Source organism: Halomonas sp. AOP30-A1-24 (genome assembly GCF_052378165.1).
GTDB lineage: Bacteria > Pseudomonadota > Gammaproteobacteria > Pseudomonadales > Halomonadaceae > Vreelandella > Vreelandella citrativorans.
This window is the reverse complement of the sequence record NZ_JBQSXL010000048.1, coordinates 1-13,086: the sequence shown is the minus strand read 5'-3', so window position 1 is coordinate 13,086 and position 13,086 is coordinate 1. Positions and strand designations below refer to the sequence as shown.

Below are 13,086 nucleotides of genomic sequence, written 5' to 3'. Positions count from 1 at the left end.
ATTATATGCTGCTTATCTGCCGGTTCTTGGCGTGGTTTCAGCCACTCACTGCATCGCCAACCTGGTCCTTGGCTTGGGTCAGGTTGTTTTTGATTATCTTGATGGCACTTCCAACACTTAAAAGGAGTATACCATGGCGCGTTTTGACAACAGAATTGGTCTTATTACTGGGTCTGCCAGCGGCATCGGCAAGGAAATTGCCATTCGTTTTGCTGCCGAGGGTGGTACTCCTATCATCGCTGATCTCAACCTGGATGCCGCCAAGGCCACTGCCGAAGAGATCAAGGCCTCGGGCGCCGATGCGTTTGCGGTGGCAATGAACGTCACCGACGAAGCGCAAGTCGAAAAGGCGGTCAATGAGGTCATTGCCAAGTACGGCAAGATTGACGTCCTGGTCAGTAACGCAGGTATCCAGACCGTGCATCCGCTGGTCGACTTTCCGTTTGAGGACTGGAAAAAGCTGCTGTCCATTCATCTTGACGGCGCATTCCTTACTACGCGAGCCTGTTTAAAGCACATGTACGCCGCCAATTATGGCCGTGTAATTTATATGGGCTCGGTCCACTCCAAAGAGGCCTCTAAGCTCAAGGCGCCCTATGTCACCGCCAAGCATGGCCTGATCGGCCTTAGCAAGGTGCTGGCCAAGGAAGGAGCAGAGTACAACGTGACGTCCAACGTGGTATGTCCAGGTTTTGTGCGCACACCCTTGGTAGACAAACAGATCCCTGAGCAAGCAAAAGAGCTGGGTATCACTGAAGAGGAAGTGATCAAGAACGTCATGCTTAAAGACACCGTGGATGGGCAATTCACTACCACTGACGATGTGGCCGATGCCGTACTGTTCTTTGCGGGCGCCGAGAGCAATGTGATGACCGGTCAGTCGTTGGTAGTAAGCCACGGCTGGTTTATGCAGTAACTGCTAGTCTGCTGAAAGCGGCTTGGTGGCTGAGGCCAGGTGGGTAAGAGAGTAAAAAGCTGTGCCAATCATGCTACAAGAATGCGCCAAAGCCACCGCGCTTGCACATTCTGGACACAATGAAAGACCGGTGCATTCTATAGAGGAGGTATTGGGACAAAAATGCAGAGCTTAGAATCGAAAAAAGCCTCTGAAGAATCAGGGGCTTTTCGAGATAAGTGGCGGAGGGACAGGGATTCGAACCCTGGATAGGCTATTAACCTATGCCGGTTTTCAAGACCAGACTACAAACGCCTTTTTTCTATTTAATATCAGCTAGTTAATTGCCATTAGTATAACGATTAACCGTTATACTAATGGTTTTTCTCCTGATTACCCACCTCCTTCCCCCTTCAAGCAGTTACCCGTTTCTCTGAATTCTCCCTCTCATTATAGTTGCACAAAGTGCGTCAGTGACGCACAATTACACCATGTACACTATCGCTGAAACCGACATCTTCAAGACAAGTGCTAATTCACTATTACGTGAAGACGAACGAATTGCATTCTTTGAGTGGCTAGCCAAAAACCCTGAGGCTGGTGACGTTATCCCAGGTTCGGGCGGATGTCGTAAAGTCCGCTGGAAGCTTCACGGAAAAGGCAAAAGCGGCGGTGTACGTGTTATCTATTACAACTGCTTACCGGATGGAAAGATTTGGCTTCTGGTGATCTATGCCAAATCAGTGCGTGGGAATATCCCCTCTCATATCCTCAAGCAGATTAAAGAGGAGATTGAAGATGCATAGTAATGACTTTATGACTGGTGAAGAGCTTGGTAATACACTCCTGGCCTCCATACGCCAAATGAAGCAAGGCAAGCCCGCTCGCGAAACTCAAGTAGAAGTACCCAAAGCCGCAGAAATTCGCCATCGCATGGGCTTATCGCAGGGGGAGTTCGCCAAACTATTGGACGTGAGCCCCGGCACCCTTCGTGGTTGGGAACAAGGCCGTCGAGTCCCTACAGGTACTGCACGTACACTGCTTCGAGTAGCTGAGAAGCATCCTGAAGCGTTGACTGACCTTTCCTAGAAATTTCGTACTAGCCCCCGCCTGGGGGCTTGCGAAGTGGCAGTATCATTTGAGTTACCGAAACCATTTTTTCAGAGCCAGTGGCAGAATTCAGCTGCGATCAGCGTAAGTCATGCGGTCAGATGAGTTCGTGTGAAGAGGCGATGTTTCATCTTCTCCAGTGCGGAAACGGGCGTCTGGACGGCAATAATAACGGTGTGCCATGCCAATCGATATGCCGCTAATGCCTTGTTTATTGTGCAAGGCATACACACCTGAACCCAATGCTATACGGATAGTATGAAGGCTTTTACGCACGCAAAAAAAACGCCCCGGCTGGGACGTTTTATTTATCTTTTGCCTTCCTAGCTTGTGCCGCCCTTCCTGAGCGTGACTTCCGTTTCTCCAGTGGCTCTCCTGCCACCGACAACTTCAGCCTAGATGCCAGCTACCTTGTGCGCAAATTCTATCTAGACGATATAGGACTATGCTCATACTTTCGTTTAGTGCTGTCATGCCACTAAGCGAACACTTAGCTGTGCATTCAATTCAGCATTCACCGCATAGGCCGCCGCACCTATCCAGCATCGCGCCTCAAACATGGACTGCCCAATCATGGTTAAGGGCTTATCATCTGCATCCAGGTAACGAGATTGCACGCTGAGAACAGCAGCCTCAAGACCGCTGAGGCGAACCGACACATAATTATCAAGCAGCTCTGCAACATTTAACGAAAGCGCTTCGTGTCCCAGCATAGACACCACATCTATTTGCAGTGCCTCACTAGCAGTTAATACCGAGGCTTTTAGGTTGATAGCTTCCCGCAGTAACTCCAGTTGCTGGATAGTGCCCATTAGGGCCCCATAGTGCATATCTTCTACATCCGCTGATAGTGACGTGAGCAGGCTGATTGCGTTTCGCAGCAGGTCGTTAGCGTAGGTTAGGCGGTTCATGAATCACCCCCTAGGGCTGGCTCATGGCGCTCAATGATTCTACCAAGCTGACCGACCAACTTAGATACTTCGGTGCTGCCGCTGCTATCACGAAGCCTAACCATGCCAGAGAGCAACGCAAGGAGCTGCCACCGAGTATCCAAGTCAATGACAGGGTCACACTTGCCCATTACGTGCGAAAAGCAGTCGTCACTACCTCCCCATTCACTAATACAGCTAACACAGCGGTTGCGATAAGGAATATCCTTGTCTTCTTCATCCTTTACCAACTGCATGCCTGGCTCATGGCGGCCACACATATCGCATAATCCAAGCTTTGACCGAGCGTTAAAGTCGATGATGTTACTCATGCCGCTTCCTCCCGACCAAACAGCTCTTCCAGCTTAACGCCATAGCATGCTTGCCATGCCTCAGCAGGCCAAGCCACTACCTCGCCGTAACGGGGACACGGTACCTTGTTTGGGGTAATGCCCTTTTCCTTACACCAGTTCTTCAGAGGCCGAAAGCCCTGCTTGCCATACTTACAGCCCATAGCTTTTTCAACGGCGGTTACCGTGGCCTCAGTCGAATTTCGGCCTAGCTCCTGCTCTAGCTTATGCACTTTACGGGAGGCAGCGGACAGTTTTCCCATTACCGAAGCTTCGCGGCTGCTGCTGATTTGAGCCTTGGTGGCAATCGCTTGGTCGCGCTGAGCCACTGCTTTTTGCTCTGACTCTTTAGCGTCAGCCCAAGCCCGGGCGGCAATAACTGGATTGCTAAAATCAGGTAGTGATGAGATGGCTTCTTTAGCGCGCCGCTCACACTCAATGAAATACTGCCGGGCTTGCTTACCCTTCTCATTGCGCTCGACCATGGATAGCTCTTTAGCCATGTCGAGAGAGATGTGATACTCGACCCTTCCTTGCTGTCCAAAGTTATCAGCATAAGTGATTGATTGTAGGGCTTCATTTTTTTGTGAGCCCATCTTAAAGCCTTTCCCGGGCTCCATTTCGTGCGCCACAAAGTCTTGTCCGTCGACAAAACCGTACTGCTTGATACGGCTTTGAATCCAGGTGGTGAACTTAGCTTTAACCTCAAGAAATTCGTGTAGATCCCGCGCATTTACGGTGTTAATGGCTTCGCCGCCGATGGTGGCAGCTTCAATGGCGATAATGATGGCATTAGTGCTATTATTCATGGCGCAGTTTCCTTCTTTGATGGGTTGGTTCTGTGTATCCGAAGCCCTAGGTGTTCCCGCACCTGGGGCTTCTTTTGTTTCAGGCTGCTGTTTTTTCTTCATCATGGCGCTTTGCTTCACGGATAAGGTTGTTGACCAGCCACGTGCGGCTAAGGCGAGTTTCTTTGGCTTTAGCGTCGAGCCAAGCTTTTAGCTCTGGATCGATTCGAAGGTTGAATTGCGGGTTAGCGTTAGCCATAAATACTCCTTACAGCAGGTAGCACCATGCTACCAACAACCCCAAGGTAGCACGCTGCTACCTTGACCGCAATAGCAGCGTGCTACATATTTAGCGCATGAGAAAAGATGACCCCCAGATAAACCTGCGAATACCACCTGACCTTAAGGAGCGTATACAGCAGGCGGCCAAAAAAAATCGCCGCACCCAGACAGCGGAGATCGTCGCTCGCCTACAGGAAAGCTTCGAGCTGTCTTTAAGTAGCCCGGATAAAGTCGAGGATGAGCTTGAGAAAGTGGTAGGGGAGTTCGGAAAGATGCTTGAAGACCTGAAAAATAACTTCGACATCAAGCGGAAAGACGATAAGTAGCCTAAACCTTTACCGCTTTTCGCTATCTAAGATGTAGCAAAATGCGCTATGTTGTTAGGAGGCTACGAGGTAACAAAATTATGAGTCTCAAAATTAAGAATTTCGCGGGTCACTTTGCTCGTGTAGTAAGCGTCTCCGCTGCACAAAGAGGCAACATAAAGCCTGTCCGTCGTTTCGAGGCAGTCATAAGTTCGCCAAAGGATGACAAACAAGCTATGAGCGACGATTTTATGCGCGTTGGCACGGACATGAAGAAGGCAATGGAACGGCATGGCAGACACCTCCAGCTCACCGAGTGAAGTAGAACACGCCCCTTCGTCTTCCCCCGAACAAATGGGTCTAATAGCTCAACAGATGAGCTATTCAGGCCCCCTTCCTCCCTCCTCAGAAATGAGGAAGTATGAAGAAATAGCTCCCGGTTCTGCCGAACGTATCCTGGCAATGGCTGAGAAAGAGCAAGAACATCGCCATTCGAGCGAAGTGAAAGAAAACCAAGTAAACGAAAGAATCGCCGATTCTGATGTTCGCGCGCAAGATGCGAGTATCGGCGAAATCCAGCGTGGACAATGGATGGCTTTTGGACTTGGGGTGGCCTTTCTAAGTATCACTGCTCTATTAGGGTTAAAAGGCCATGAGCTTGCAGCATCAGCGTTAGGTCTTGGTGGCGTTGCAGCGGTAGCCACTGTATTTATTAAGGTGCGCAGCAAGCAATAGCAGGCCCTCGCAATTGCCTAAACTCATGCCTGCTTGCCCTGAATGCACGCCACAGATAAGCAGCAAGAAAATAATTTCAAAGGCGAGGTATATTATGAATGAATTTTTACTTGCTGGAATGCTACTAAGTCTTGCCGTTGTGTCAGGTGGAATGATCTGGAGTCAGCACCGTGAGCACCACGGCAAAGAGTCGCTGACTGATAGTGCTGTATCCTGGATCAGTAAGCGTATTGCTTAAGTAAGCAACATGATAAACACTAAGCCACCGAGTACGGTGGCTTAGTGTTTTTAGCAAATGCTAAAGACCCATCTCTTATTATTGCGTTGCCAGATACTGTCTAAACATTTCAGCAACGGCTTCATGGTCAAGACGGTTTTGAGCCGCCTCGAGAAGATCTTGTCTTTGCTGTCCAGTAACTGTATCGCGTTGCGCAAGCCAGTCGTGAAAAGCTTTCTGCTCGTTTATTTCTCTAAAATTTGGCACTCGCTGTTCAAGCCCCCCCCAGAACGCATCTTCTTTTATTACTTTCTGGCTTTGCGTTGAGGCGTGTGCTCTATCTCTTCGCTTGGACTCGCTGGCTGTCATCAAAGACCAGCCGTTCCCTCTCATGCAGTCTTCAAAAATTCGCTGATTAGACTGCGCAGCATTAGCAGCAGACATGGCATTCCAGCCTTGCTGAAAGCCAGAGCTTAAACTGCCATATCCCGTTTGCTGAGGAGTGACTATTTGATGGTTAGCAGGCCCTGCCATTGCAGCACAGCTTGCCCTATCCTTATAAAACTCCTGACTGGAAGCGCCTGTTTTATGCCAGCCCACATTTTGTGATCCGCCCGTAGAGTTTGCACACCCAATTAATAGCAACATGGCTGCCCCAGCAGCTGTAATTCTAACTACCATCATAATTCCCTTAATTAGATTGAGCCCAAACTCAAATGTATAAGCCTTAATGCCCGCGCGTCCACACCATAAAGGAAAGGCCTAAAATGCTATCACCCGAAACTGCCGACATTCTCGCCGTCATACTAGGTTTTGGCCTCTTCGGCCTGATCGTGATGACCACAGTCAGTTACCACTGGAAGACCCTGCGTGGTTGGCTGATCATTAGCTACGTGTTTATTCCCGGTTTTGTACTGGTGGCGGCGGTGCTGATTAACTACCCGCCGCTACTCTTTGGGGCCCTGTTCTTCTTGGGCGTTGCCGCTACAGGTGGTAAGCGCCGCCGTTAATCAGCCAGCCCGACGCGCTTGTTCCACTCTCTCGCCTAACGCTTTCTGGATTTGATTGCGAATCGCTCTATAGCGGTCGATACGTTGGCGCTTTTCTTCGGCGCTTAACGCTGAGCGCTGCGTTTCCTCAATCTGCTGGCCAATGGTACGAAGCCGTGTTTGGGCGCTGTTCAACGCTGGCCTTAAGCGCAGCAGGTCGCCCTTATTGCGTGCCAGCGCCTGAGCTTCTTCCAACCTACCCATTTCCCTTAGCTCTCGCATGTCGGTATGCGCACGCTGCGCCTCCCGCAAGGCATCATAAAATACAGTTCCGTATTTGGTGTAGGTGTCCTCATTGCCCAGATTTCGGTAAAAACGCCGAACAGGTTGATATTCATACCAACGCTTCGCGGGAGTATCGTGGCCAGTCGCCGTATTCCAGGCGATATCAATGGCACCCGCTCCCCAGCTGCCTAGCTGTCCCAAATAGCCACCGATCAAGTGATCTACCTGTACAGGACTTAGCGCAAAAGGATTGTCGTCGGGGTCGCCAATACCACCAACCGTAGCATTAAGCCCATGGCTAAGGCCTGAAGCAAGCTTCGTCGTGGACTCCCTGCGCCGCAACTCTGGAGACATGCGATCCATTCCCATGCTTTCAATTGGGCGGCCTGTAAAGGCGTCACGGTTTGAATAAACATCAAGCATGGGCTGTACCGCTTGAGGAACTGGCGAGAAGGAAAAGGTCTGCGTCAGCATGTGTCCCAAGCGCTGCGCAAAGAGATCGCCAGTAGCCTCATCGTCTACAAATTGCTCTGTGATGCGCTCCGCTAGCGTGGTAATCGCCCCTACCTCAAACGGCTTGGGTATTTGGATATGAGTGTCCCCAAAGAAGAAATGGTAGTAGCTGTCCTTTTGCCAATCTTCCAGCTTCTTAAACTCCTCTTCTTCTCGGTTATTCAAGTAGAGCGCAACGGATGCCAATGACATTGCCCCCGCAACGGCCCAGAAGCGGGCGGCGGCCTGCTTATCGCTCACGCCCGGCTGACCATAGCCAAATGCTGCCGCCACCACGTTTGTGCCAGGCTTGATACCACTCCGATAAATCTTGTCCAACCCCTGAATCCGAGCATTCAAAAACGGCACAATATCCGTGAGGATGCGCATAGCAGGCCAAGCCCCGCGCGCACCAAAATCAATCAGGTCACGTGCCTGAAAATTGGCATAAAGCTCCCCGCGCTCTGCCGCGTTTTGCTCATAGATACGGGCACGGTTGATGTTTTCTGTAAAGTTATTGAACTCCGTCCACTTTTGCCAAGGGGCCATTAAGCGATTCATGCCTTGCTTCATGTCTTTTAGGCTATTGATGGTAAAGGTTTCACTACGCACCTTCGCCATCTGCGCCCGTATCTCATCAGGGCTGGAACCATATACATGCCCGAAGTGAAACGACCCACCTGCCGCCATCATTTTGGCGTCGCGATACGCCATGCCACCTTTGATAACGTTACCGAAGGCGTTCTTGCTCACAGGGGATGTCGCCACCGCCTGCATAGAATCGCGCATCAGGTTGGCAACCTGAAACTGTGGCGTTGCCGTTACGCCAACGGTAAAGATACGTTTCATTTGCCGCATAAACTGCATCATGGTGCTATTCATGCCAGGGTCAGCGAGCGCTGTCAGTGCATTAAAAACGAGCGGGTCATCAACCTGATAATACGTTTTTTTACCATCACGCAGCACATAAGTGCTTGTCTGTGTGTCCCGGTTGCTTTCAGGTACCTGATGGGCAATACCCGCCTGCCGGGCATTATCAAGCGCTTGGGAAGCGGCCCTGTTCTTGAGCGAGGCTTCAAGCAAGTAATGAAAATTTAGCATCGTGTTTTCAAGCAGGTCGTTAAGGTTTTCTTTCCCCCCTTTAAGCTTTTTCATCTGCTTTTGTCGCGACAAACCAGCCGCGGGCATCGGTCCTGCCGGCGCTTTCTCATCACGCTGCACCCGGTAAAAAGGCACGTAAAATTCATCACGCCATAGCGCGCGTGCATCACTGCTTATTACCCCCGTCTCCTCTGCGATGGAGAGAACATCGTCACGATACTGCTGAAACTCCCGGAACACGCTGGCATAGGCACCTATACGGGAACGACCATCAGCCAATCGCCCCCGGTTCCAAGTGGTCATGGCCTCAATTTCATTTGGCTCGAAAAGGTTTTCCCGCCCCTGATCGGCCAATTGTTTTGATCGATTGCCTGCCACCCAGCCGAAGAAGCGCTCAATTTCAGCGGGGCTACCCAGCTCGCCCAACACCTCGCCAAGTCCGCGCGTATCTTCCCGCGTAGAAATAACGCGCTGATCTTCCATGTAGCGAAGCCGACCCGCTGTCATCATGGTATGCAGCGCCCCATTGGCCGCGCTCGACATACGAGCAAGCACCCAACTGCTGGCCGTTATATTTTCCTCGGCCATATCTTTACCGTGTACCTGCTCATCCAGCCGCTTAAGAGCCGCATATTGATCAACAGCACCTACCCTTACGCGCTCCCCGATACCATCCCAACGCTGCTTTAAATAGTCCTTAAGGCGGCGCGTAGTAGGTGGTCGTCCTATTTTTTCAGCAGCTGAGCGGTCAGCATCACTAAAGTCATCAAAGGCGTTGCGTAAACTGAACAGCGTATCGTCACCTTGCTGGCCATTATTTGGCGCAGAAGGCTCATGGGGTTCACCTTGGCTCTCTGTATCACGCTGCTGTTGCCGCAGGTAGTCGCGCGAACGCTCGGAAAGCTGCATAACATCAGCGTCGGTCCAGTTCATGTTAGGGAAATACCGACGTAACAGTTCGCGGATTTTTGCAACCGCACGGCGCAGCACATTAGGCTGCCACCCTTTCTCAGTAAGGTGTGCAACCATCTCTTCAGCGATCATCACCTGATGTTCAGGGTTGGACCGATCAAGGAATGGGTAGCTTTCCAACACCTCATTAAACGCTTCACGCCCGCGCGGATCTAATGGCAAAGAGTTATAGACCTGCCGCATAACAGTATCTAGCTCGTCGCCCAATACACCACGCACCCCCTTATGGCCTACTGCTTCATGTACCGCTGTACGAATGCCGTCCTCAACGCTGTCTACGTTATCCGCGACCACATAAAGCTCATCACCAACAAACATGCCACGCACGTCTGAAGGATTAACGCCACGAAGTGCCATGCCCATAAGAGCAGAAGGCGGAAGCTCGGCAGTACTCTGAACAACCCTGGTGCCCGCCATTTCCGGCATGTCACGAATAGAAGCTTCAATTTCAGAGCGAATGGGCGCCGCGTTAGGGGTGCGAGGCTCAGGGTTGAGGGAGTAGCCCTGCTGGCTGAATACGCGCTCAGCTTCAGCGCGATCTGCGGGTGCCTGCACTTGTGATTCAGGGGGTGAAATACTTGTATCTTGACCTTGAGTAGCGCCTGGCGAGCGCGGTACCTGAGACGTAGTCGCTTCGGTTTCAGTGGGCGCTAAAAATCCCCATCCGCCTTCTACCTCGACAGGCTGAGCATTCGGCGTATCGCGGAAACGTTTGGATAACTCAACAGCGCGACGGGTCTGGAACGGCTTGCTATCGGCTTTTAGTATGGGCGCTGTTTCGGCAGTAGGCGCGTTTACCTGCTGGCTTTCTATCGCTTCGCGTTGCGGTGAGGCGGCTTCAGGTGATGCTTGAAAGCGAGGATCAGCGAATGGCTGATCAAGCCCAGTGTTGGCATTGCCTGCAACGGGGCCATCACCATAGACAATGCCGCTATCAACAAGCTGTGGGTGCTGACCTGCCACCTGCGTGCGCAGGTGTTCAGCACCTTCACGCTGAGCGGCCATGCCTTCATCGCGGCGTACATGACGAGCTTGCGGCTCGTAATGCGTGGTGTCGGCAGTTGGTCCGCCCATGTTGATGACGTTAGGGTCAGGCGCCTCCAGGCCTAGCGCGTTGTCTTGGCCAAGTAGTCCTGAAACAGGTGGTTCATCATAAACTTCGCCCTCAATTGGACGCTCTCTTGTGCCAGTCCGGCTGAGGTTTTCTTGTAAACTACGCTCTATCTCTTGAGCCCTTCCAAGCTTGATTTCAGCAAGGTCAATCTCGTTATTCTCAAAATGACGTTCAGACTCATCAATTAAACGACGAACATTACGCAGCCGTGTCGTTGCCTCAAACGTCCCCTTGGCACGCCCAGCAATATCATCAACGCTCGACATTGCCATTTGGATACGGTTACCTAAATCGCTCGCCCGCTGATAGCTAGAATCGGCATCCTCATCTCCCGGGATCGCCTCGTCAATTCCCCCTTCAGCCCCCTCTTCCAAGGGGTCAGGCGCGCTGCTTTGCTCTGCTTGCTGATTCAGCTGGTCCAGTTCACGACGTGCATTACGTGACTCAACAGCACCTGATGGTGCCGATAGTCCCGCCCCTGCAACAGCCCCAACCCCCATACCATCAACGACTCCGCGCCAATCTATGTCTGGCGCGTTGGCCAGCAATGACTCCCCGTTTTCCTCTACCCAATAGCGCGCATGCTGCTCAACAATGGACTGCAGCCCTTCGGTAACGCCTTCTGTTGCGGCGCCCTGCATACCTCTTTGCTTTATATTGCCCAGCACACCACGTTCAGCAGCATCCTTCAGTACACGCTGCGTAATATCGTTACTGGCCTGGCTTCGCATGGCGGGCGACATTGTCCGCAGCAAGCCAGCAGGCAATACAGCGTCAAGCGTCCCTGCAATAACGCCATGAGCTAGCGCTACATCTGAATCACCCAGCTCACCGTATAAACTGCCGGTATACTCGCCAGCACCGCTCGCAACAGCCCCGCCTACTTGCCCAGCCTGGGTGGCTTGTGCTGCGCCGCGTGCTGATAAATTGCGGGTCAAGCCCTGCGCAACACCACGGGCAGCTATGCCGCCTGCGCCGCCAGTGCCCATGCTTAGCGCTACCGAAGGCAGCATGCTCCCCAGGCTATGGGCAATGTACTCGCCCCATCCCGGGTCTCGCTCCAAGTCATCGCGCTCAGAGAAAAAATCACTAAGCCCATACCCCAGATCATGCTCCGCCGCTTGGGCTGTTTCGCGGTCATAAAGTCCCATGCCCGCATCATAAAGCGCATCGCTTTCCAGCTTTTCGCCCGCCAGCGCGGTTAAACCACCTGCTGAGGCTTTCAGCCCATGCCAGCCTTGCTGAAGGCCATCGGTGAAGCCTCGGCGCTCATCATCCTGCACGGGTTCGCTAGCAACAGCAGGCGTCGCCTTGCGTTGTCGAATAAACTGCCGCAAATCTTCGCGGTTAATATCGGTCATACGGCGAGCCTCCCGGCTGGCACAATAAAAGGGTTATGGCTGGCGTAACTGCTCGGCAATTTTAAACGCCCGAGCACGCAGACGATCTGTCATATCGCCGCTTGCCTCTAGTTCATCAATTTGCTGTAGCCATGCTTGGCGCTGCTCAGGCGAAATAGGCGTTCGATGAAGCATGGAGCCTCGATAGGTGGGCGGCGGCTGCATTGTGCGTTCAATATCTCCAAGCACATCATCAATCTCATTGACGCGCGCGCGCTGCTCGCGTGCTTTTTGACGCTGCTGGTGACGCTGCTCGACCTCTTCAGAAATGCTTAGTCCCACAGGCTCCTCATTACCACCTTCATCTAAACCAGGGGCTTGGGAGGTTAACTCCTGTTGCACGGCTTGCAGAAGCTGAGGAGTTAACGATAATCCTCTGCTTTGTGCGTATTGCCGGGCCTCACTAAGAGTTGGAGCATCAACACCTAAATTTCGCGCATAAACTGCGTCCAACTCATTGAGTCGTGATTGACGGTCAGTTGCATCAATGAGGGCATCGTCAGTGAGAATTGAGGTTTGGTCCTTGGTGTAACGATCAAGAATGTCATTCAGCCGATCCTGGCTCATCCCAGACTCAATCTTCTCGCCGCGCAATATCGCCAACATTCGATTGGCGTTATTTTTGACTTCGGGGCCGCCTGCATTGAATGCGTTGCGAATCGCACGTATCCCTTGAATGTGATTAACTATTTTTTCTATAGGAATCTGCATGACCATCGCATCTTCTTCAGTGCCACGCCCCTCCGTCATCGGAGCGCGATACGTACTGCCGTCCTCGCGAGTCATTTCAAGCTCAGCTGTAACGCTGTTACCGTCTGGTGCCGGGTACCAGCCAGAAATTCGCTTTTTCCCACCCTCGCCTACATTAATGAGGTCATCAAGCAACAGATTAACTTGATCCAGCGACTCCATGTCATTGGCATCAGCCGGGCTATTAATATCAAATACATCAGCGGCTCGCTGAATCGCAGCATCAGACCTAGAATCAAACACCGGCCAGACATGAGGGCTTCGCCGCATTAGATCAAGCTCAATTTCGGACAGGGACTCAGGGCCGAATTGGCCCGCTTTAGCAAGCGCAATATGGATGCTCTCCTGATCTCTCGCTCTCTGCTGAGCTTC

15 protein-coding genes are annotated in these 13,086 nt (G+C 51.9%); 8 read left to right on the top strand and 7 right to left on the bottom strand.

The window, feature by feature from the left end:
• Positions 1 to 133: 133 nt before the first annotated feature.
• The 4 genes from ACT3TJ_RS17295 to ACT3TJ_RS17280 all read left to right on the top strand — a co-directional run bounded on the left by ACT3TJ_RS17295 (position 134) and on the right by ACT3TJ_RS17280 (position 2,208).
• Entirely contained in the window at positions 134 to 916 is a 783-nt protein-coding gene (locus ACT3TJ_RS17295; protein WP_193057179.1) for a 3-hydroxybutyrate dehydrogenase, read from the top strand.
• 452 nt (positions 917 to 1,368) lie between these two features.
• Positions 1,369 to 1,701, top strand: a complete 333-nt coding sequence (locus ACT3TJ_RS17290; protein ID WP_444622744.1) for a transcriptional regulator — start codon at positions 1,369 to 1,371, stop codon at positions 1,699 to 1,701.
• Positions 1,694 to 1,984 carry a helix-turn-helix domain-containing protein gene (locus tag ACT3TJ_RS17285; RefSeq protein WP_444622745.1) on the top strand — a complete coding sequence of 97 codons (291 nt, stop codon included), beginning with the start codon at positions 1,694 to 1,696 and terminating at the stop codon, positions 1,982 to 1,984. The genes ACT3TJ_RS17290 and ACT3TJ_RS17285 overlap by 8 nt, the downstream gene beginning before the upstream one ends.
• An 80-nt stretch (positions 1,985 to 2,064) precedes the next feature.
• On the top strand, positions 2,065 to 2,208 hold the full coding sequence (locus tag ACT3TJ_RS17280; protein WP_444622746.1) for an excalibur calcium-binding domain-containing protein: 144 nt from the start codon (positions 2,065 to 2,067) through the stop codon (positions 2,206 to 2,208).
• Between the two features lie 267 nt (positions 2,209 to 2,475).
• Here ACT3TJ_RS17280 and ACT3TJ_RS17275 read toward each other — a convergent pair whose 3' ends face one another.
• The 4 genes from ACT3TJ_RS17275 to ACT3TJ_RS17260 are packed head-to-tail and all read right to left on the bottom strand — an operon-like array spanning position 2,476 to position 4,331.
• On the bottom strand, positions 2,476 to 2,916 hold the full coding sequence (locus tag ACT3TJ_RS17275; RefSeq protein ID WP_444622747.1) for a hypothetical protein: 441 nt from the start codon (positions 2,914 to 2,916) through the stop codon (positions 2,476 to 2,478).
• Positions 2,913 to 3,266 (bottom strand): hypothetical protein, encoded by a 354-nt coding sequence (locus tag ACT3TJ_RS17270; protein ID WP_441680112.1) that lies wholly within the window; start codon positions 3,264 to 3,266, stop codon positions 2,913 to 2,915. The genes ACT3TJ_RS17275 and ACT3TJ_RS17270 overlap by 4 nt, the downstream gene beginning before the upstream one ends.
• Positions 3,263 to 4,198 carry an antA/AntB antirepressor family protein gene (locus tag ACT3TJ_RS17265; RefSeq protein ID WP_441680114.1) on the bottom strand — a complete coding sequence of 312 codons (936 nt, stop codon included), beginning with the start codon at positions 4,196 to 4,198 and terminating at the stop codon, positions 3,263 to 3,265. Before ACT3TJ_RS17265 ends, ACT3TJ_RS17270 begins: the two co-directional genes overlap by 4 nt.
• Positions 4,173 to 4,331 carry a ribbon-helix-helix protein, CopG family gene (locus ACT3TJ_RS17260; protein ID WP_441680116.1) on the bottom strand — a complete coding sequence of 53 codons (159 nt, stop codon included), beginning with the start codon at positions 4,329 to 4,331 and terminating at the stop codon, positions 4,173 to 4,175. The genes ACT3TJ_RS17265 and ACT3TJ_RS17260 overlap by 26 nt, the downstream gene beginning before the upstream one ends.
• Before the next feature lie 97 nt (positions 4,332 to 4,428).
• Here ACT3TJ_RS17260 and ACT3TJ_RS17255 point away from each other — a divergent pair, with 97 nt between their 5' ends.
• From ACT3TJ_RS17255 to ACT3TJ_RS17245, 3 genes are all read left to right on the top strand, one after another.
• Entirely contained in the window at positions 4,429 to 4,680 is a 252-nt protein-coding gene (locus ACT3TJ_RS17255; protein ID WP_441680117.1) for an Arc family DNA-binding protein, read from the top strand.
• A gap of 270 nt (positions 4,681 to 4,950) precedes the next feature.
• Entirely contained in the window at positions 4,951 to 5,394 is a 444-nt protein-coding gene (locus ACT3TJ_RS17250; protein WP_441680118.1) for a DUF2335 domain-containing protein, read from the top strand.
• 94 nt (positions 5,395 to 5,488) lie between these two features.
• Positions 5,489 to 5,632 carry a hypothetical protein gene (locus ACT3TJ_RS17245; RefSeq protein ID WP_441680119.1) on the top strand — a complete coding sequence of 48 codons (144 nt, stop codon included), beginning with the start codon at positions 5,489 to 5,491 and terminating at the stop codon, positions 5,630 to 5,632.
• Positions 5,633 to 5,710: 78 nt separating this feature from the next.
• Here ACT3TJ_RS17245 and ACT3TJ_RS17240 read toward each other — a convergent pair whose 3' ends face one another.
• On the bottom strand, positions 5,711 to 6,259 hold the full coding sequence (locus tag ACT3TJ_RS17240) for a hypothetical protein (RefSeq protein ID WP_444624393.1): 549 nt from the start codon (positions 6,257 to 6,259) through the stop codon (positions 5,711 to 5,713).
• Positions 6,260 to 6,378: 119 nt separating this feature from the next.
• On the opposite strand from ACT3TJ_RS17240, the gene ACT3TJ_RS17235 reads away from it, so the two are divergent.
• Positions 6,379 to 6,621, top strand: a complete 243-nt coding sequence (locus ACT3TJ_RS17235) for a hypothetical protein (RefSeq protein ID WP_441680122.1) — start codon at positions 6,379 to 6,381, stop codon at positions 6,619 to 6,621.
• Here ACT3TJ_RS17235 and ACT3TJ_RS17230 read toward each other — a convergent pair whose 3' ends face one another.
• On the bottom strand, positions 6,622 to 11,925 hold the full coding sequence (locus ACT3TJ_RS17230) for an LPD38 domain-containing protein (RefSeq protein WP_444666084.1): 5,304 nt from the start codon (positions 11,923 to 11,925) through the stop codon (positions 6,622 to 6,624). It abuts the gene before it with no gap.
• A gap of 33 nt (positions 11,926 to 11,958) precedes the next feature.
• Positions 11,959 to 13,086, bottom strand: a 1,128-nt coding sequence (locus ACT3TJ_RS17225) for a hypothetical protein (RefSeq protein ID WP_444622791.1), incomplete at its 5' end; no start/stop codon positions are given.

Bases quoted from the DNA above. Each gene is read 5' to 3' on its own strand.
- ACT3TJ_RS17250 (WP_441680118.1), top strand. From the start codon at position 4,951: ATGGCAGACACCTCCAGCTCACCGAGTGAAGTAGAACACGCCCCTTCG.
- ACT3TJ_RS17240 (WP_444624393.1), bottom strand. From the start codon at position 6,259: ATGTTGCTATTAATTGGGTGTGCAAACTCTACGGGCGGATCACAAAAT.
- ACT3TJ_RS17295 (WP_193057179.1), top strand. From the start codon at position 134: ATGGCGCGTTTTGACAACAGAATTGGTCTTATTACTGGGTCTGCCAGC.
- ACT3TJ_RS17285 (WP_444622745.1), top strand. From the start codon at position 1,694: ATGCATAGTAATGACTTTATGACTGGTGAAGAGCTTGGTAATACACTC.
- ACT3TJ_RS17230 (WP_444666084.1), bottom strand. From the start codon at position 11,925: ATGACCGATATTAACCGCGAAGATTTGCGGCAGTTTATTCGACAACGC.
- ACT3TJ_RS17260 (WP_441680116.1), bottom strand. From the start codon at position 4,331: ATGGCTAACGCTAACCCGCAATTCAACCTTCGAATCGATCCAGAGCTA.
- ACT3TJ_RS17270 (WP_441680112.1), bottom strand. From the start codon at position 3,266: ATGAGTAACATCATCGACTTTAACGCTCGGTCAAAGCTTGGATTATGC.
- ACT3TJ_RS17265 (WP_441680114.1), bottom strand. From the start codon at position 4,198: ATGATGAAGAAAAAACAGCAGCCTGAAACAAAAGAAGCCCCAGGTGCG.
- ACT3TJ_RS17245 (WP_441680119.1), top strand. From the start codon at position 5,489: ATGAATGAATTTTTACTTGCTGGAATGCTACTAAGTCTTGCCGTTGTG.
- ACT3TJ_RS17275 (WP_444622747.1), bottom strand. From the start codon at position 2,916: ATGAACCGCCTAACCTACGCTAACGACCTGCTGCGAAACGCAATCAGC.
- ACT3TJ_RS17255 (WP_441680117.1), top strand. From the start codon at position 4,429: ATGAGAAAAGATGACCCCCAGATAAACCTGCGAATACCACCTGACCTT.
- ACT3TJ_RS17235 (WP_441680122.1), top strand. From the start codon at position 6,379: ATGCTATCACCCGAAACTGCCGACATTCTCGCCGTCATACTAGGTTTT.